The organism is Streptomyces sp. NPDC006872 (assembly GCF_040635845.1).
GTDB lineage: Bacteria > Actinomycetota > Actinomycetes > Streptomycetales > Streptomycetaceae > Streptomyces.
Genome location: NZ_JBEYIL010000020.1, coordinates 12,676 through 32,370, shown reverse-complemented (window position 1 = coordinate 32,370; position 19,695 = coordinate 12,676). Strand labels below are relative to the sequence as shown.

Here is a 19,695-nt window from a genome sequence, read left to right as displayed (position 1 = left end):
GGTGACGGACGACGAGGTCAGACGGGCCCGGCGCGTCCTGGAGGCGTGTAGTGCCGCCGTGGCTGACTGACATCGTCGGGGCAGGCGCAGCCAGGCAGGCCATGCGGCGCCCGGTCACCCCTGCCCGCCACCACCGCGATGACATCGACGCCAACGAGTTCGGCTCGGGCCGAGTTCGCGCCCGGTTGCCCTGCCGTCCGTCGAATTGGGGGCCTCAGGGGCGTCCGGAGCGGGGTCGTCTGCGACTTCGGCGGGCCCTCCGACACGTTCCGGGCGTGGCGCGCGGCCCCCGGGTCAACCGCTTCCCGGCACGCCCTCACCCGCCCGTCTGCGACCTCCACGAAACGGCTCTGACCTGGCACTTTTCTGGATTTCTCCTAGGCTGGGAAGGTCTGCCGGACACCATGGGAGGGGACTTCATGAGTGGGCGAAGCACGGGGTACGACGCTGCCCAAATCGAGGTGCTGGAGGGACGGGAAGCCGTTCGGAAGCGGCCAGGGATGTACGTCGGCTCGACCGGCGAACGCGGCCTGCACCAGCTGGTGTTCGACGTCGTCGGCCGGGCGGTGAACCAGTTCCTGGCCGGCCGGTGCGGCTCCGTCGACGTCACGCTCATGTCCGACGGCGGCGTGCGGGTCGCCGACGACGGGCCGGGAGGTGCGTTCACGGCCGCCGGGGACACCGACGGCCCGGACCTCGAAGCACTGCTGACAAGCTTTCAGGCCGAGGCCGAGCCCAGTGGCCGACGCTTCGCAGCCGTGGGCCTTTTCGGTATGGGGCTCGTCGTGGCCAACGCCCTGTCGAGCCGGCTGACGGCCGAGGTGCGGCGCGAGGGCACCCGCCGGGTGCACGAGTACGCGCGCGGTGTCGCCGTCGCCCCGCCCACCGCCGTCGGGCCCGCGACCGGAAGCGGGACGGCCATCGTCTTCTGGCCCGACACCGAGATCTTCGAGACGACACGCTGCTCGTTCGCGGTGCTGGCGGAGCGTTTCCGGCAGGTCGCCTTCCTCAACCCGGGCCTGCGGATCTCCCTGACCGACGAACGCCCGGCGGGCGCGGCCCGAGCGGTGCTGTTCCAGTTCCCGGACGGCGTGCGGGACTTCGTGGCCGCCCTCGCCGCGGAGACCGGCGCAGCCCTCCATCCGGACGTCATCGGCTTCGAGCGGGAGGACCCGCGAATGGCGGGGACAATGGAGGTGGCCCTGCTGTGGAACGGCTCAGGCGAGGAGCGGATACGTGGCTTCGCCAACAGCCTGGCCACTCCCCAGGGCGGCACACACGTGGACGGCTTCCGCGACGGCGTGGCGGCCGCGGTCACCGCGTACGCACGGGAACGGGGGCTGCCGGCCGCGACGGACCCCGACCTCTGCGCCGACCGGATCGGCGAGGGGCTCACGGCAGTCGTGTCGGTCAAGCTCGACCATCCCGAATTCCTCGGCGCCACGCACGGGCTACTGAGCAACCCCGACGTGCGGGTCTGTGTCGGAGAGGCCGTCCGGGAGCACCTCAGCAACTGGTTCGAGGAGCAGCCGGAGCGGGCCGCGGAGGTCGTCGACCGAATCGTCCGGGGCGTCCGTCAGGACTGAACAGCAGCGTGGTCGTGGCCGCACGGACTCAGGAGGAGACCGCCTGGAGGGGCAGTTCGACGATCGCGTAGGCGAGGAGCGCGCAGGGCACGGCTGCCGCCAGGGTGAGAAGACGCTCCCGGTGCGTGCGGGCCATGAGAAGAGGGACCAGGACGAACACCGCGAAGCAGGTCCAGGCTTGCGGCGCATAGTGGAGGTCCCAGGCGTACATCGCCCCCTCCATCCCGAAGAGTCCGGCGAACGCGGCCAGGCCGACGACACGACTCCGTGCGTCCCTGCCGCGTCGCCACGAGTACGCCGCGACACCGAACAGCGGCCCCGCCACGCATGCCAGGCCGAACCAGACGAGCGGGAAGAACAGAGCGCCCATGCCATCGCGCCCGAACTCGGCGTAGCCGTAGTACCCGACGACCAGTCCGGCCTCCGCGCCCAGCCCGACGAGCGCGGCCCTCTGCACCGTGCCCCGCTCGACAAGCAGGGCTCCGGCGGCGAATGCGACGGCCGACCAGACAGCGCCCGAGTTGGCGAGCTGGTTCCAGGCTCCCGGGAGCCATCCCTGGGCCAGGTTGGTGAACACGCCGAGCAGCATCCCGCCGACTGTCGCCGTCATCGTGGTGCCCCACGAACCGAAGCTACTGCTCGGTTCCGCCAACTCGTCCGGGGTCGTGGTCGTCGCCATGCCTGGCCTCCGCGGTCACGCTCACACCTGCCGCACCTCGCGTGCGCTTCGACGTACTATACACACACTGTATACACACGGTGTACAGCTGCCTGGTGGCACGATCACGCCGAAACGAACTGCACGACGCCGTTCACGGACGACTCCCGGCGGCAGCCTCGGCCGTGGCCCGGCCCGGGCGGGCAGCCGCTCGCGCAAAAAGCCGTCCGGGATGGGTTCGCCGCGCAAGTTCTATGCACTCAACGACGCGGGGCGCGAGGCGGCGTGTGGTGGGACTGCCGTCCACTGGGCCGTGTGTCGGCCGTGGCTCGACCGCCCCGGTAGCCCCTTTCTGACGCTCGTGCCCGCGGAACCGTTTCACCGAGTGCCGTGTCCTCCTTGACAGGAGGTGGTTCCACGCCGCGGAACCACCTGTGAAGGGGGATATGGCCATGGGGCAGGTACGCGAGGGGGCACGGTTAGGGGCTTGGGCCGTCGCCGGAGTCATCGGCTTGGCGGTGTTGTACGTGATCGGGGTGTTCGCCTTCGGCGGTGCGGCGTGGATCACCGCCCCGTTCCGCGGTGAGGTGGACAAGCGCGAGAACACCGTCGCCTCGGGCGAGTTCCGTCAGACCACGTACGAGCAGTTCTTCGATCTGTGCGAGGCCGTGCAGAACGCCGAAGGGACGATCCAGGCGCTCCAGGAGGAGCGGAAGACCGCTTCGGAGACTCGCACGGCGCAGATCGACCAGTCGATCACCGCGCTGAAGGCCACGCGGATCGAGTCGGTCAACGAATACAACTCGAAGGCCGCCCAGGAGCACCGCGCACCCTTCCGTGACAAGGATCTGCCGTACCGGCTGGACACCGCCGCCGAGCGCACGACGTGCACCAACTGATCCCCATCTCATCCCGGGAAGAGGGCAGCACCGCATGAAGAAGTTCATACGCATGGCCCTGGCCACCGTCGTCGCGCTCGTTGTGGGCCTCGCCCTGACGTCCTGCACCAGCGACACCAGCCAGGACAAGGAGAACGCGGCCAAGCAGGACAACTACGACCATCTCGTGGCCCAGCAGCCGGCGGGCCGCATGGAGTACTCGCCGACCCGCGAAGCGATCAACCAGTGGGTCGAGACGTGGGGGAAGCGGGGCAAACTCTCGTACGTCTACATCCAGAACGCCAAGGGCGAGTACGGGTACTTCATCATGAAGGGCCTGCCGGTGCCACGCTGCAAGATGCTCACTCCGACGGAGAAGGTGGAGCACTCCGACAGCGGCATCGCGGTCCTCTCGCAGCCCGGCATGGACGGCACGTACACGACGGGGTCCACCTGCAACGCCTACTACGGCTTCGACGCGACAACGAACGCGTACATGGAGTTCACGGTCGGCACGAACCAGTCGTTCTTCCTGTTCGACAAGCCCATGACGATGCCGGAGTACGCCAGCGCCAAGCAGTTGGGGCCGACCTCGGTGAAGGACCTCAAGAAGCAGCCTTGAGCGGTCGAGGGCCGGACAGGAGTGTGAGACACAGGGTGCGGTGAGTGCAGGTACGAGCCCGGCGATCTCAGGGGGGCAGGACGGATGCAGTTCGACGACTTGCACCGACTCGCGGTCGAGGCGATGGCCGCGTACCAACAGGCCACAGTGCGGCGGGAGCTCCCGGTGGTGGAGCGGGCGCTGACTCTTGCGGAAGCGCTGTTCGCACACGTGCCGGCGGAGAATCCGGGACCGCGGGCAATCGCCGCCCAGCTCACCTCCGCCCTGTTCCTGCTGCGCGCCGAAGTGGGCAGCAGCACGGGGACCGAGGCCGGCTTCCACCGTGCCCAGGACGACCTCGACCGCGCCCTGTCCCACGCCGAGTGGGCGGTCCGACTGCGCGAACAGGCGACCGACGCACCCGACTTGCCTCCGCTCGCGCAGTTCCTCGCCCACACGGCCGAGGTCCTACGGGCCCGTCTGCGGCGCACCGGTGACATTCGGGAATTGGACGGCGCGATCGACGCGGTCCGCTCCGCAGTAGGACATCTCGAAGCCGGTCGGCCGGAGCGCGTCATGCTCCTGGCCCATGCGTGCGGCTTTCTCGTCGAGCGACATCTGCTCACCGGATCGCCGGCCGACCTCGACGAAGCGGTCCGGGCCGGCCGGGACGCCGTCGGAGCGGCAGAGCCGAGCCACAACATGTACGCGGGGGCCTGCAACAACCTGGCCCTCGCGTTGCGCAACCGATACGAACGCCGGGGCAACCGCGCCGACCTGGACGAGGCCGTCGCCCACGCGCGCAAGGGAACGGAGGCCGCCGCGGAGATGTCCGTGCGCGCCGCGTGCCTGAGCACACTGAGCGGTGTCCTGGTGACCCAGTACCTGCACGGGGGCGCCCTGCAAGCCCTCGACGAATCCATCGCGGCAGGGTGGACGGCACTAGACGCGATGGGCCTGTCCTCGACCGCCGCCGCCATGGATCCGGACGGCGCCGACTGCCCGGACTCCTCGATGGACGATGTTCCCGCTGCCGTGCCCGTCCTGGTCAACTTGGCCAACGCGCTGTTCCGTCGATATGAACGCACCGGTGACCTCCGTGACCTCGACGAGTGCATCGCGGCCGCCCGAGAGGCTCTGCGCCGTTCGCACCCACGCGACGCGAATCATCCGCAGTGTCTGGACCAGTTGAACCGCGGGCTCCAGATGCGCTTCCAACGGACAGGGGCCGCAGAGGACCTGAGCGAGGCCGTCGACGCCGGCCGCAAGGCGCTCCGGCGCTGCCCCGCCCGGGACCCGGCGCGCGGCATAGTGCTCAACAACCACGCCCGTGCTCTGCGCCTGCGGTTCGAGCACCGCGGCGACGCCGCAGACCTCAACGAGGCCATCACCGCGATCCGTCGAGCTTTGCGGACCGCGCCGCCAGGAGACACCGCACACGCCCTGTGCCAGGCGCAGTTGAGCACCTTGGCGATACTGCGCCACCGGTTCGCCTCCGACTCCGTCGACCTCGACACCGCGGTGGCGGCCGGAGCCGAGGCCCTGGCGACCGCCGCCCCGGACGACCCCTGTCGGGGCATGTACCTGTGCAACTTGGGCATCGCTCACCAGGAGCGGTTCACCCGGCACGCGGACCCCGCCGACCTCGACGCGGCAGTCACGGCCGGCCTGCGAGCGGTGCTCGCCACCCCGCCGGACCACCCGCTGTACACGACATGCCAACAGAACCTGGGCAACACCCTTCTCACCCGCTGGGTCTGGCGGGTGGAGCACGGCGACGGCCGAGGCGAGCGGCGCTCCGGACCGGTCCGGAGCGCCAGGACACCCCTCCGTCGCCGAACTGCGGACCTGGCCGATCTGCACGACGCCATCGCAGCCCACCGCGCCGCCCTGGCAGCGGCGCACAGCGGCACCGAGCGGGCGATGGTCTTGGGCAACCTGGGTACGGCGCTGCGCTGGCGGTACCAGCACCGGGGCCGGGCCCGCGATGCGCGGGAAGCCGAAGCTCATTTACGGGCGGCGGTAGGTGCCGGCCCGGACGGCAGCCCGGTGCACGGCAGACATCTGTCCGGACTGGCCGAGCTGTTGAATGCGCGCCACCGGCGCACCGGCGATCGGGCCGGCGCGACCGAGGCCATCGCCTTGTGGCGGCAGGCGGCGCGGCTGCCGCACGCAGCGGTGGCCGACCGGATCGGAGCGGCGGTCTCGTGGGCCGAGCTGGCCATGCGGCTCGGCCAGGACTGGGCCCAGGCCATGGAAGGCATGGCCACGGCCGTCGACCTGCTCCCGCTGCTCGCCTGGCGCGGCCTCGACCGCACCGAACGCGAACGACTCCTCGCCAGCTGCGCCGGTCTGGCCCAGGACAGCGCCGCGGCCGCGCTGACCGCGGGCTTTCCGGAACAGGCCGTCGAACTCCTCGAACGCGGCCGGTCCGTGCTGTGGTCACAACTGCTCGAACAGCACACCGAACTCGACGCCCTGCGAGCCGCGGCACCCGCGCTGGCCGCCCGTCTGGACCAGGTCCGTTCCGCACTGGACACGCCGAACGGCACGGGGGCAGCCGCCGCCCTGCCGACCGTGCCACCCCTGACAGGCAGCGCCGGAGCCGGTACGCCTCCGCCAGGCACCCCCTACCGCCCCGTCTGGCTGGAGCATCACGACGCCGCAGACCGCCGTATGGCACCGGCCCAGGAATGGGACGAGCTCATCGAAGAAGTGCGCCGCCTGCCCGGCTTCGAGAACTTCCTGCGCCGGCCGCGTCTGCGCGAGCTGCAGTCCGCTCTGCCCGGACCGGTGGTCCTGGTCAACGTCAGCACTCTGCGCTGCGACGCCCTGATCGTGACGAGGGACGCCGTGCGCGTCGTGCCGCTGCCCGACCTGACCGCCCAGGACGCGCACACACGTGCTGTCCGGCTTCTCACCGCGATACACGAAGCCGACCGAGCCGTCGACGGCGCCGCAGGCATGACCGCACACATGGCCGCACGCATACACCGCGAACAGACTCTCCTCGACACACTCGAGTGGCTGTGGGAGACGGTCTCCGCTCCCGTACTGGCAGCGTTGCGCCTCACTTCCCCCGCCCCCTCGCACGGCCCATGGCCCCGGCTGTGGTGGTGTCCCACCGGCCCCCTCGCTCTGCTGCCCGTCCATGCGGCAGGCCGTCCCCCCGATCCAGGCTCGGACCGGCCGCGTCCCGGCGACAGCGTCCTGGACCGCGTCGTCAGCTCCTACACCCCGACGCTGCGCAGCCTGGCGGCCGCGTCCACCCGGGCCGACGTCGGCCGCAGGGGCCAGGGCGGCAGGGGAACCGGGCTGCTCGCCGTCGCTGTCGCCGAAGCGCCCGGGCTGCGCTCCCTGCACGGCGTACGCGATGAGGCCGAAACGGTGACTCGGCTCTTCCCCAGCCAGTCCCACACGCTGCTCGACGGACCGAACGCCACCCGCGACGCCGTCCGCTCCGGGCTAGCCCGACACTCCTGGGCACACATCGCCTGCCACGGCAGCCAGGACCTCGCGGCTCCGTCCCGCGCCGGACTTCATCTGCACGACGGCCTGCTGACGGTAGCCGAACTCGCCGCCGTCCGGCCCGAGGAGTCCAGGGAGTCCGGGGAGTCCGGGGAACTCGTCTACCTCTCCGCCTGCGATACGGCCATGGGAGGAGCCGACGTCCCCGACGAGGCGATCACACTCGCCCACGCCCTTCAATTCAGCGGCTACCGGCAGGTGGTCGCCACCTTGTGGAACATAGAGGACACGGTGGCGATGGAGGCGGCCGAGGACTTCTACACCCGCATGGCCCACACCGCCGACCAGGCTCCGACCCCGGCCGCGCAGGCCCTCCACCACTCGGTCCGCAGTCTGCGTGCACAGATGCCACACGCACCGGGCCAGTGGGCCTCGTACGTGCACGTAGGCGCTTGAACCGTGGCACCGGTTGCGGCCCATTCCGGTTGCGCCTTCCGATCGACGACCGGTCGGCCCGGTTAGGATGTGCCGCGTTTCGGGGATGGGCCTGTCGAGGGGGAGTTACGGGGATGGCGACGACGGCTGCCGCGCTGGTTCTGCGGGGAAAGAGACGTACGGCGCTCCGCCTGGATGGTCAGGTGGTGGTGCTGCGGAGGTCAGTCGAGGAGCTCCACATACCGGTGGAGGCGATGGCGGGGATACGGGCGGAGGGACGCGCCGTCGAGATCGAACTGCTGGGTGGAGCCGAGCCGGTGGTCTACCGCGTCGAGGGTGTCTCCGAGGCGGGCGCTGCCGCGTTCGGGCAGGCGGTCGGTCGGCTGCTGCCGATGCCCGACGGTGACGCCGAACCCGTGGACGGTCTGTCGCTGGTGGACGTGCGTCCGCTGCCCGGCAGCAACAGGGGATGGTTCTCCGGGCGCAGACCGGTCGCCGCGGTGGGCGCCCTGTTCTATGCCGGGCTGGTGGCGGCCGTGGGCGTGGCCGGGGGCGGGGAACAGGTGGCCGCGCTGCTCGGCGGTTCGGTCGCGCTGTACGCCGGGTGTTTCATGATCTACGCCGGGGTCCGGGCGAACGTGAGGGACTGGCGACTGAAACGACGCGGCATCACCGTCGTGGCCCAGTTCTCGCACTACACCAACAAGTGGCGGGTGTACACGTACACGACGGCCACCGGCCAGAGCTACACCTACCGGACGACCGGCAGTGGCACGCACCCGATCGAGGTCGCCTACGACCCCGCGCGGCCCGGCGACGCAAGGGTGGGTGTCAGCGTCCTGGACACGCTCGTCATGGTCCTCATCCTCGCGATCCCGGGCTTCGTGGCGGTGATGGGTGTCTTCCTCGTCGGTCACGCGGTCGCCGCACTGTGGGGCGGCTGGTGACAGCAGTGCTGCCGGTGTTCCGATGGCGCCACCAGAAGCAGACCGGGCAGATCCCATACGAGCCCGGCTGCCTGTTCATCGTCACGCCCTCATCCTGGCGTACCGCACCGTGAGGTTCCACGGCTTTGCCCGTGCAGGGCGCGTCTCGCTAGTGCTTGCCCGGCGGATCTTCGCTGATGGTCGACAAGAGGCTTGCGACCAAGGGGTTTCGGTCGTTCTTGCGCCAGGCGACGGCGACTCGTGTGCGGGCGGTGCCGGCATCGATCCTGCGGAAGGCGACGCCTTTGAGACGGATGCGTCGGATGCTCGCCGGAGCCAGTGATACGCCCAGGCCGGCTTCCACCAGGGCGCAGACGGTCTGCCATTCCACCGCGCTCTGCACCACCCGGGGCGTGAAGCCTGCAGCCGTGCACAGGCCGGTGATCTGATCGTGCAGCTGCGGGCCCACCGCTCGCGGCAGCAGCACGAAGGGCGAGTTCGCCAACCGGGCGAGGGGAACGGTCCGTTGGGCCGCGAGAGGGTGTGTGGACGGGAGGACGGCTACGAAGGGCTCGGTCAGTACGGTCTCGAAGTTCAACTCTGCTTCGTCGGCAGGGGGTTCGCGCAGCAGGCCGATGTCGAGGCTCTTGTCGCGCAGGGCGGCGATCTGCGGCGCCGTGGTCATTTCGTGGATGTCCAGATGCACGTCGGGGAAGCGTTCCCGGAACGTGCGCAGCAGGCCGGGCAGGACGGTCAGGGCGAGGGAGGCGGCGAAGCCGATCCGCAGGCGGCCGGCTTGGCCACTGCCGACGGCCCGGGCTGCGGCCAGACCGTCCGCGAGGTCGGTGAGGGCCCGCCGGGCGGCGGGCAGCAGTTCCCGGCCTGCCGAAGTGAGGGCGACCCGTCCCGGTTCGCGGCTGAACAGCTCGTGGCCGACCTTGTCTTCCAGACGGCGGATCTGCTGGCTCAGCGGCGGCTGCGCGATGCCAAGGCGTGTGGCGGCACGGCCGAAGTGAAGCTCTTCTGCGAGCACGACGAAGGCGTGCAACTGGGGCAGGGGAAGTTCGGGGCGTTCCATACGCCTAGAGATATCAGGTGATGCTTCTGACCGTATTAGACGTATCTCCGCTGGTCACCTAGCGTTCGGCACATGACGGAGCGACGTGCGATCCTCAGCGGCTCGACCTTTGAGGAGCAGATCGGCTATGCCCGTGCCGTGGTCGACGGTGACTGGGTGCATGTATCGGGGACGACCGGTTTCGACTACACCGCCATGACCATCTCCGACGACGTGGTGGAGCAGGCTGAGCAGTGCCTGCGCAACATCGAGGCCGCGCTGACCGAGGCGAAGTGCACCTTCGCCGACGTCGTGCGAGTGCGGTATCTCCTGCCCGACCGTGTCGACTTCGAGCCCTGCTGGCCGGTCCTGCGCCGATATTTCGGCGAGGTCCGGCCGGCGGCCACCATGCTCGTGTGCGGCCTGTCCGATCCCCGTATGAAGATCGAGATCGAGGTGTACGCACGAAGGCCACGGCAGCCCGACAGCCCGGGTGATCAGCTCCAGGGGAACGGGGTTGTCAACGAGGCTGATCGATGACCATCGCCGCTGTCCATGTCCACCGTCTGGTGGCTCCCCTCCACACGCCGTTCGTCACTGCCCTGGCGCAGCTGACCCATGTCTCGACCGTCGTCGTCGAGATCGTGGACCGCGACGGGCGTTCCGGCTTCGGTGAGGCACCGGAGGTGTGGACTGTCACCGGATCCTCGCTCGCCTCCAGCGAGGCGTGCGTCACCCAGGCCTTCGCTCCGCTGCTCATCGGTCGTAACGCCGATGACCTGGTGGAGAACTGTCGCAGGGTCAGCCGTGCCGTGGTCGGCAATGAGCCGGCCAAGGCGGCGGTGGACATCGCGCTCCACGATCTCGCCGCGGTCCGGCTCGGGGTCCCGCTGGTCCGACTGCTCGGCGGCTCCCGGCTGGTGGTGCCCACCGACGTGAGCCTTGCGGTCGGCACGGTGGACAGCCTGGCCACCGCGGCGAAGAGCCGCGCCGCGGAGGGCTTCGACGTGCTGAAGGTCAAGGTCGGCACGGACGCGGCCATGGACATCGACCGGGTGACGGCGGTCCGCCAGGCGGTCGGTCCCGAGGTGAGGATCCGTCTCGACGCCAACCAGGGGTGGACGCCCCGCGAGGCGGTCCGGGTCATCCGCTCGCTGGAGGACGCCGGCATGGGGGTGGAGTTCGTCGAACAGCCGGTGGCCTACCGGGATGTGGAGGGCCTGGCCTGGGTGAGCGACCGCGTCGAGACCCCGATCATGGCGGACGAGTCCGTCTTCGACGTGCGCGACCTGGTGGAGGTCATCCGCCGGCGCGCGGCGGACCTGGTCAACGTCAAGCTGGCGAAGAGCGGCGGACTCAGCGCCGCCCGCACCCTCCTCGAAGTGGCGCGGGCCCAGGACATGGGCACCATCGTCGGCTCCATGCTGGAGAGCGAGATCGGCACCGGCGCCGCGGCCAGCCTGGTGGCCGCCTACGGGACCACCATGGTGAGCGACCTCGACGCGGTGTGGTGGCTCCGGCGTCCCGCCGTCGTCGGCGGCATGCGGTACCGAGGCGCGGCGGTCGTGCTGCCCGACGCGCCGGGCCTCGGCATCTCCGGCCTGGTCGCCGCAGAAGCCCGGGAAGCCACGGAGGCACGGGCACCGGAGTAGGGCACCGCCGCACAAGCTGACCTGCCCCGGCCCGACCCCACGTCACGCCCGCACGCCCGCACGCCCGCAGGCCCTCCATCACGCCATCACGCCATCACCGCTAAGCCCTGGCGGCGATGATGATCCCGCCAGGCACATTGCCGCCGATGTCGATCGCCATGCGGACCGCGGCGACGATGGGCTCTTCCGGGCCCTTGCGAATCGCGTCGTAGTTGAGGAAGGCGAAGAGGTTCGGGAAGGTCAGCAAGGACTGGGCCACCGTGTGGACGCCGTCGATCGCCTGCTGCGCGACCAGGCGGATGACGTTGCCCAGGCAGGCCACGCCGATGACGGTCATGACGAGGGGCATCCACGGCTTCAGCACGCCCCAGCCCTGTTTCAGCTGGGCGAAGCAGAGGAACGCCGCGCAGGCGGCGAAGCCGATCACACCGCCCATCGCAGCCTTGAGCCCGTTGGACCAGGTGTCGATCTCCGACAGGACGACCCCTTGGAAGGTCAGCATGGCCGAGACTCCGGTCCACAGCACGTTGAGGAGCGACAGCCACCAGGGGGCATCGTCCCCCTGGTAGTCGATGACGCACATCGGGATCACCTGGACCGCGGTGAGGATTCCCGCGGCCATGGTGCAGGCGCGGTACTGCGGGATGCCGAGGGCGCTCTGCTCGGGAAGCCTGCCGTGCGGGAACGGCTGTTCGTCGACGCCCTCGGCCAACTTGTAGATGAGGGTGACCGGTACCGCGGCCGCGAGGGCGATCACCCCGGCGTAGGTCGCCTTGTCGTCGTCCGAGTTCCCGGACAGGGCGGCCAGCCACCGGAAGAGCTCTTTGATGACGGCGTTGTCGATCTCGGCGTCGAGCAGTGCGCCGAAGCCCTGCATACCCGACTCGATGAGCGAGGCGCCCAGGTCGACGATGGCGGTTCCGGTGTCGAAGGCGGCTCCGACGATGTTCTTCGTGCCGTCGAGGATCGCCGCCAGTTCCGCGTTGGAGACTCCGCCCGACGAACGGAACGTGTCCAGCACGGCCGGGGCCAGCTCCTTCACGCCCTTCTCCAACTCCTGCCCGGCGGTGGACATCCGCTGCGCGACCTCCCTCATCAGCTTCTCGGCGCCGTCGGGCTCCACGGGCTGCGGCAGCGACAACTCCGACAGCGCGGCCGGCAGGCCGGCGGACTGGAGCTTGTCCATCAGCCAGTTGTGGTGCGCGTTGCTTGTGAAGTGGCTCTGCGGCAGCTTCCCGATCGACGAGCCCTTGGGAGCTGCGGCCAACTCGGAGATCCTCTTGCCGGAGAACTGTCGGCTCACCGTGTCAAAGCTCTTGAGTACGTTGCCCTTCTCGTCCTGGAGCCAGGTCGCCGCCCTCTGACGTCCCGATTCAGTGGCCTTGGCGATCGCCTGCGGCGCTTTGCGCATGGCCTCTTCCAGCGCGCGCTTGGTGTTCCAGATGGCCTTGAGGTCGAACAGCGCCTTGAGCCACGCGATGACCTTCTCGACGAACGCCTCGATCTGGTGGAAGACGTTGACCACGAAGTGCGCGGCCTGCTCCAGACCGTGTAGCGCGATCTTGATGCCCTTGACGATCGCGTTGCCGATCTTGATCGCGATGGTGGAGACCTCGTGGACTCCCTTGAGGACCGCCTCGTGGATCGCGATCAGACCGTTCTTGGCCGCCCGCAACAGGTCGCCGCCGAGCTGTCTGAGCTTGTGCTGGACCTCCTTCGCCACGTGCTTGGCGCCGTCGGCGACCTCGTTGTAGACGTGCTTGACGTCGTTCCACCGGTCACTGAGCCAGCCGTACTCCGCCCCCTCCTCCTCACGGCTGACCTCCGCGACGGCCAGGTCCAGCTCCTCCTGGTTGTGCAGCAGAACGCACTGGTAGGGCACGCCGTCGGTCTCCTGCAACCCGGAAGCGGTCAACCCCAGGCTGAACCGCACACCGACCGCGTTCTCGGGCAGCTTCTTGCCCATGCCGACGAGTGCGGTGCGCTGGATCGCCTGGGTGGCGGTCGAGGCGAGTGTCGGGTTCTTGTTGGCCAGCGGAGCCAGATGGGCGTTGTCGCGGCCCTTCGCGTCTTTCAGCGTGTTGCCCTGTTTGTCGAACGTCGGCAGCGCGCCGCCCGGATCTGTCTCGCGCAGCGTCCCGTGGCCCGAGAGGTAGGTGTGGACGGCGTGGCCGGGCTGGATGGGTACCGGCTTCGCCAGATCTGCCGAGCTGAGTTCCAGCAGGGAGGCGCCCAGCCCGTTCGGTGCCACCCCGAAGGTGACCTTGCCGCAGGCGTCGGTCAGGAGGTCGACACCCTGACGAGGGATCTTGATCACCCGGTTCTGGTGCGTCACCGTGCACGCGGAGGCGTGTTCCGCCGGCTTCAGCTTCACCGGGTAGTTCGCCAGGGGTGCGCCCGTGGCGTCGGTGACCGCTGCTTCGACGAGGTAGTGGGTGACCTCGAACGCCTGTGCCTGCGGAGCGCGGACGTCATGTTCGTGCCACATACTGGTGTGCGGGTCCTGGGTCTCCATACGGAGGCCCTTCACACCCTTGACGTACGAGAAGAGCGTCGGGGCGGCGACGGGCTCGACCGAGGCCGCAACGCCTGCGATGCCCTTGTCGAGAGGCGTCGGCGGGAGCCAGCGCGGGGCTCCGTCACCGCCGACGGGCTGGATGGGATCCTGGCGCAGCGCCCAGAGGACGTCCTTCTCGTCGATGCCGTAGATGTCCCAGCGGATCTGACTCGACTGCGGGGTCTCGCACAGGTGCGCGACAGCGGTGCGGAACGTCATGTCGCCGACGTGACACATGCCCAAGGACCGGCCCTGCTGTCCGCAGATCCACAGGTGCAGGGTGTCATCCGCGTGCAGGATCAGGAACGTGGCCTGCCGATAGTCGCCGTAGGCGGCCACCACGCGTTTCACCTGTGGGTAGCCCGGCACCTCCACGTCCCACTCGTTGCCGACATGGCCGACGGTGCCGTGGTTGGTCATGAGTCTGCCGTTCACGACCGAGGCCGAGATCCAGTGGTCATCACCCACGCGGGTCATCCGTGCGTTCTCATCGAGGCGCGTCCACACGGAGTGCGGGGCGGGGAACAAGGCCCATCCCGAGCCCGTCGCCCGGCCCGCGTACACGAGGGGGTACAGACCGCTTTGGCCGACGGCGTGGGAGACCTTCAGGCCGCGGAGCTGGTCCCCCTCCCCGGGGCTGTGCACGGCGAGCGGTGCGGACCACGTCCCGTCGGAGTGCAGCACGGAGCGGTAGCCGCTGCCACGGCTGAGGAAGAAGCATTCGACGAAGGACTCGCCTTCCCGGTTCTTCCCCGTGATGACGACCACTTCGGTCGGTGTGTGCGCGTCGAAGAGCTTCACCGCCTGCCAGCCCGTCGAGGACGTGGCGTCGGGGAACACATGCAGCAGAGCCGTGCCGCTCCCCGCCTCGCTCACCACGAGCACTTCCTCCGCCTTGGTGTACGGATTGCGGAAGACCGCGAGCGGGGCCGGGCTCGACTCGACCACGTGGATACCGGCCGCCATCACCACGTCCTGGCTCAGCACTTCGCTCACGTGGACCTTGAGCGGGAGTACGGGCTTGGGGGCGGACGGTACGGCGGGCGAGGGCGCGGCGGCGGTCTTCACGAGTGGCTCCCGGAGCGGTGGGGGTGTCTGTCCAGTACTCCCTGCATCTCCCCGCGCCACTCGCGTCGGCCTGCGCGCGCCACCCGTTGGCATGGTGCCGTTAGCCCGTCCGCCCCCGACGAGTTCGCCCATGGACACGGCATGCGCCTGCCCCTGCCACCGCGACCGCCCCCCACCACCGCGCCGTGTACGGCTTACCGCCCCGAGGGTGAGCACCGTCGCGCGCCGTGGCCCCGCGCAACGGCCTGCGTGGCCGTGTCGACCGCGCTCGCCCACTCGGATGGATTCGTGCGTCCGGCGAGTGCAACGCCACTCGTGCTGGCCGTCGGCGTGGTGCGGGCGGCGGAAGGCTGTCGCGCATGTTCACCCCACATGTACGACCGGCGCGGCAGAGACTCCGTGATCGCCGCCGCCGGTCCTTCCCGGCCCTGGTCGGTACGGTCGCGGCGAGTGTCCTGGCGCTCGTCCTGGCCCTCCCCGGCACCGCGGCCGCGGCCCCGGGCGGCCTGGATGCCGCCTTCAGCGGTGACGGCACGGTGCTCACCTCCCTCACCGGCGACGATCGCGCCGATGACACGGCGGTGCAGCAGACGGACGGAAAGATCGTCTCCGTCGGCGCTTCCGTCGATGAATCGGCGTCGGAGAGCCTCTTCGCGCTGACCCGCCACAACCCCGACGGCACCCCGGACACCGACTTCGGCGGTGACGGCACGGTGACGACCGCCATCAACAACATGGGCCCGAGCCTCCAGTGGAGCGAGGCGCACGCCGTGGCTCTCCAGCCCGACGGGAAAATCGTCGTGGCAGGCAGCAGTTGGCGGGAGTTCGAGAACTGCTGCTGGTTCGTGGTGGCCCGCTACCTTCCCGACGGGACCCTGGACGACTCCTTCAGCGGCGACGGCCGGGTCTTCGCCGACTTCGACGGCCCGACCGAGGCCCTCGACGTGGCCGTCGACCCAGACGGCAGGATCGTCGCGGCCGGTTACACCGGTGGCCAGATGGCGGTGCTCCGCCTCACCGACAACGGCACCCCGGACACCACGTTCGGGGGCGACGGCACGGTGACCGCGAATCCGGCGGGGCCGGTCCTGCAGGAGGGCGGTGACGGACGTGCCCTGGCGTTGCAGCCCGACGGGAAGATCGTCGTCGGGGGCCAAGTCGGCTCGACCCGCTTCGACTTCGCGCTGATGCGCTTCAACGCCAACGGCAGCGTGGACACGACCTTCGACGGCGACGGCATCGTCCGCACCGACTTCGGCGACTACGAGTCCGTGGAAGGGATCGCGCTCCAGCCCGACGGAAAGATCGTCGCCGCCGGCAGCAGCGGCACCAGGTTCGCTCTGGCCCGCTACCTGTCCAACGGCGCCCTGGACACGAGCTTCGACGGCAACGGCAGGGTGCTCACCACCGGCGGGGGAGCAACGGACGTGGCGCTCCAGCCCGGTGACGGCCGGATCGTCATCGCCGGAAACAACGGACCCGGCGGCGATTTCGCCGTCCGGCGCTACAACCCCGACGGCAGCCAGGACACCGGCTTCGGCGCCGGCGGTCTCGCGACCGCGGACTTCGGCGGCAGCGACGCGGCCCGCGGCGTGGCCCTCCAGACGGACGGGAAGATCGTCGCCGCCGGCGGGGGCGGAGCGAGCAACGACTTCGCCCTGGCCCGCTTCGAGGGCGGCGGCGCCCCTCCGGTGCCTGCCGGCGTGGATCTGTCGGTGACGAAGTCCGGTCCCACCACGGTCAGCATCGGTGACCGTCCCACCTACACCGTGCAGGTCACCAACAACAGCGCCACGACCTCCGCCACCAACGTCTCCCTGACCGACACGCTCAGCGGCGTCGCCGTCTCGGTCGTCTCGGCGACCACCGGCGCGGGCACCTGCACCACCACCGCCACCACCGCGAGTTGCTCCCTCGGCACCCTCGCCCCCGGAGCGGCCGCCACCGTGACGGTCGCCGCCGAGCCACGGGCCACCGGCACCCTCACCGACCGGGCCACGGTCACTGCCACCCAGACCGACCCGAACTCCGCCAACAACACCGCGACGACGACCACCACGGTCAACAACGCACGCGGCTGCACCCGCGTCGGCACCAGCGGCAACGACACCATCACCGGCACCTTCGGCAACGACGTGATCTGCGCTCTCGGCGGCGACGACACCGTCAACGCGGGCAACGGCAACGACACCGTCCACGGCGCGTACGGCAACGACCGCATCGACGGCGGGTCCGGCAACGACACCCTCACCGCAGGTCCCGGCAACGACAATCTGATCGGCAACTCCGGCGCCGACAACCTCAACACCGTCGACAACGTGTCCGGCAACGACACCGCCAACGGCGGCCTCAACACGGACACCTGCACGACGGACGCGGGCGACACCCGCGTCAGCTGTCCCTGACCCGCACGACGCCGCTGGGCCTCGCACGACTCCGTGCGGGGCCCAGCGGCGTCTACGTCACCGTGAGATCGCGTTTTTAAGTTAATTAGCAATTAATATTGACAGGGTTGAGGGGCCTGGGCACAGTTTCCGCCGTGGCACCGGCGCCCGGCACGACCGGAGCAGCGTGCCCAGAGCACCTCAACTCTCGGGAGACTTCAGTGGCTTCACAACGTGCGGGGACGGCGCGACTGCGACGGACCGCGGCGGCGCTCGGCGCCGTGGTGCTGGTCGGGTCGGCCGTTCCGACGGCACACGCCGGGGACGACCAGGGCGCGCCGCAGTACTACGACAGCGGCCTCGCCCCCACGCCGTACATGGGCTGGAACACCTACTACGGGCTCGGCGCCCCGACGGAGGACCAGGTCAGAAAGGTCGCCGACCACCTCGTCAGCAGCGGGCTGCGCGACAGCGGCTACGACATCGTCTGGCTGGACGGCGGTTGGCAGGCGGACCAGCCGCGCGACCCGGAGACGGGCCAGCTCGTGGCCCACCCCACCCGCTTCCCCTCCGGCATCCCCGCGCTGGTGACCTACCTTCACCAGCGCGGTCTCAAGGCCGGCATCTACACCGACGCGGGCGAGTACGACGGCGGCAAATGGTGCGGCCTGGGCAGCCGCGGCCACTACGAGCAGGACGCCCGCCAGTTCGCCGACTGGAAGGTCGACGCCATCAAGGTGGACTTCCTCTGCGGGATCGGCGCCGGGCTCGACCCGGGCCCGGCCTTCAAGGGGTTCAGCGACGCCGTCGCCAAGTCCGGGCGGAAGATGCTGCTCAACCTGTGCAACCCGCTCACCGACGACTGGGGCATGCCGCACACCCCCGAGCAGGACGCGCACAACACGTACGTCTACGGGCCCACCACCGCCGACTCCTGGCGCACCGGCACCGACCTCGCCTGGGGCACCCCGACGGCGGGGCAGTGGCCCAACATCCTGCGCAGCATGGACGCCAATGCCTGGCACCCCGAGGCCCAGGGTCCCGGGCACTGGAACGACCCGGACTACCTCATCCCGATGCGCAAGCTCGCCGAGGGCGGCTATGAGCTGACCGAGGAGGAGTCCATCACACAGTTCGTGATGTGGGCCGAGATGGCCTCGCCGCTGGTCCTCGGCAGCGACCCGCGCACGCTGCCGCAGTCGATGATCGACACCCTGCGCAACCCCGAGATGCTCGCCGTCGACCAGGACGTGCTGGGCATCCAGGGCGCCCGCGTGGCGACCGACTCCGTGGGCGACGTCTACAGCAAGGTGCTGACGGGCGCCGGCAAGCGGGCGGTCGTCCTGCTCAACCGTTCCGACCAGGCGCAGGACCGCACGGTGACCTTCGCCGACGCGGGCCTGACGGGCAAGGTCGGGGTGCGCGATCTGCGGGCCCGCACCTCGCGCGGGACCTTCAGCGGCTCGTACACGGTGCGCGTCCCCGCGCACGGGACCGCCTTCCTCAAGCTGACCGGCGCCGACGACGCCCCGGGCGCGCAGCTGCCCGGCCGCTCCTCTGCGAGCCCGGCGCTGGTGCGCGACGGCGACGACCTGACCGTCTTCACCCGCGGCACGGACGGCGGTCTGCGCGCGCAGACCGCGCGCGGCGGTGACTGGTCCAGGGGCAGGACCACCGAGCTGGGCGGCCCGACGCAGGGTCGTTTCCTCGGCCAGCCCGCCGCGTACGCCTCGGCGGGCGGCCGGATCGACGTCTTCGTGCGCGGCACCGACGACACCGCCTACCGGCGTGTGTACGCGAACGGGCGCTGGGGCCGCTGGCAGAGCCTCGGCGGGACGCTGACGGACGCACCGACCGCGGCCTTCGCGGGACCGGACGACTGGACGCTGTTCGCCCGCGGCGCGGACGGCAAGCTGTGGTCCCGCGGCCCGGCGGCCGACTGGACCTCGCTGGGCGCGCCGCAGGACCGACCGTTCTACGGACGCCCGTCGGCCGTCGTCGACGACGCCGGGCGACTGCACGTGGCCGTGCGCACCTCCGAAGACTCGGTGTGGTCGCGGATCCGGGACACGTCCGGCACCTGGTCGGACTGGACGGCCCTCGGCGGCACGATCAGCGGCAGCCCGACCCTGGTGGCCTCCGGCGGCACGGTGCACCTGTACGCCCGCGCCGGTGACTACACGCTCTGGACGCGCAGTTGGAGCGCGTCCGGCGGCTGGGCGGGCTGGAGCAAGAACAACGACTTCGTCAGCGGCGCCTTCGACGGCGCGCTCGGCGGCGTCGCCGGACCGGACGGCGGCGTGCTGGCCGCCTTCCGCGGGGTGGACGGCCGCGTCCACCAGACCGAGCTCTGAGCTCCGCACAGCACAGCACTGACAGCATAAATTAGTAATTAATCTTGACGGGCCCGGACCCCTGCGACAGG

At 70.2% G+C, this 19,695-nt stretch carries 12 protein-coding genes; 9 read left to right on the top strand and 3 right to left on the bottom strand.

The window, feature by feature from the left end; genetic code table 11:
• Positions 1-419 precede the first annotated feature (419 nt).
• Complete coding sequence (locus ABZ725_RS41680) at positions 420-1,586, top strand: DNA gyrase subunit B (RefSeq protein WP_358807567.1); 1,167 nt, start codon at positions 420-422, stop codon at positions 1,584-1,586.
• A gap of 28 nt (positions 1,587-1,614) precedes the next feature.
• Here the strand turns inward: ABZ725_RS41680 and ABZ725_RS41675 are convergent, their stop codons facing one another.
• Complete coding sequence (locus tag ABZ725_RS41675; protein ID WP_358807566.1) at positions 1,615-2,265, bottom strand: DUF6518 family protein; 651 nt, start codon at positions 2,263-2,265, stop codon at positions 1,615-1,617.
• Between the two features lie 425 nt (positions 2,266-2,690).
• Between ABZ725_RS41675 and ABZ725_RS41670 the strand changes: the two genes are divergently transcribed.
• The 4 genes from ABZ725_RS41670 (at position 2,691) to ABZ725_RS41655 (ending at position 8,573) form a co-directional block, all read left to right on the top strand.
• Positions 2,691-3,143: a hypothetical protein gene (locus tag ABZ725_RS41670; RefSeq protein WP_358807565.1), complete on the top strand. Its 453-nt coding sequence runs from the start codon at positions 2,691-2,693 to the stop codon at positions 3,141-3,143.
• A gap of 34 nt (positions 3,144-3,177) precedes the next feature.
• Positions 3,178-3,744, top strand: a complete 567-nt coding sequence (locus ABZ725_RS41665; protein WP_358807564.1) for a hypothetical protein — start codon at positions 3,178-3,180, stop codon at positions 3,742-3,744.
• An 84-nt stretch (positions 3,745-3,828) separates the two neighbouring features.
• Positions 3,829-7,647, top strand: a complete 3,819-nt coding sequence (locus ABZ725_RS41660; protein WP_358807563.1) for a CHAT domain-containing protein — start codon at positions 3,829-3,831, stop codon at positions 7,645-7,647.
• 113 nt (positions 7,648-7,760) lie between these two features.
• The gene (locus ABZ725_RS41655) at positions 7,761-8,573 is read left to right on the top strand and encodes a hypothetical protein (protein ID WP_358807562.1); all 813 of its coding nucleotides are present in this window, start codon (positions 7,761-7,763) and stop codon (positions 8,571-8,573) included.
• A 148-nt stretch (positions 8,574-8,721) separates the two neighbouring features.
• Here ABZ725_RS41655 and ABZ725_RS41650 read toward each other — a convergent pair whose 3' ends face one another.
• Positions 8,722-9,630: a LysR family transcriptional regulator gene (locus tag ABZ725_RS41650; RefSeq protein WP_358807561.1), complete on the bottom strand. Its 909-nt coding sequence runs from the start codon at positions 9,628-9,630 to the stop codon at positions 8,722-8,724.
• 72 nt (positions 9,631-9,702) lie between these two features.
• Here ABZ725_RS41650 and ABZ725_RS41645 point away from each other — a divergent pair, with 72 nt between their 5' ends.
• Both ABZ725_RS41645 and ABZ725_RS41640 read left to right on the top strand, forming a co-directional pair.
• Positions 9,703-10,149, top strand: coding sequence for a RidA family protein (locus ABZ725_RS41645; protein WP_358807560.1), 447 nt, complete (start codon positions 9,703-9,705; stop codon positions 10,147-10,149).
• Positions 10,146-11,261 (top strand): dipeptide epimerase, encoded by a 1,116-nt coding sequence (locus ABZ725_RS41640; RefSeq protein WP_358807559.1) that lies wholly within the window; start codon positions 10,146-10,148, stop codon positions 11,259-11,261. Before ABZ725_RS41645 ends, ABZ725_RS41640 begins: the two co-directional genes overlap by 4 nt.
• A gap of 100 nt (positions 11,262-11,361) precedes the next feature.
• Here ABZ725_RS41640 and ABZ725_RS41635 read toward each other — a convergent pair whose 3' ends face one another.
• Positions 11,362-14,886, bottom strand: a complete 3,525-nt coding sequence (locus ABZ725_RS41635) for a hypothetical protein (protein ID WP_358807558.1) — start codon at positions 14,884-14,886, stop codon at positions 11,362-11,364.
• Between the two features lie 359 nt (positions 14,887-15,245).
• On the opposite strand from ABZ725_RS41635, the gene ABZ725_RS41630 reads away from it, so the two are divergent.
• The gene (locus ABZ725_RS41630) at positions 15,246-17,291 is read left to right on the top strand and encodes a calcium-binding protein (protein WP_358807557.1); all 2,046 of its coding nucleotides are present in this window, start codon (positions 15,246-15,248) and stop codon (positions 17,289-17,291) included.
• A 200-nt stretch (positions 17,292-17,491) separates the two neighbouring features.
• On the top strand, positions 17,492-19,624 hold the full coding sequence (locus ABZ725_RS41625; protein ID WP_358807556.1) for a glycoside hydrolase family 27 protein: 2,133 nt from the start codon (positions 17,492-17,494) through the stop codon (positions 19,622-19,624).
• Positions 19,625-19,695: the final 71 nt, after the last annotated feature.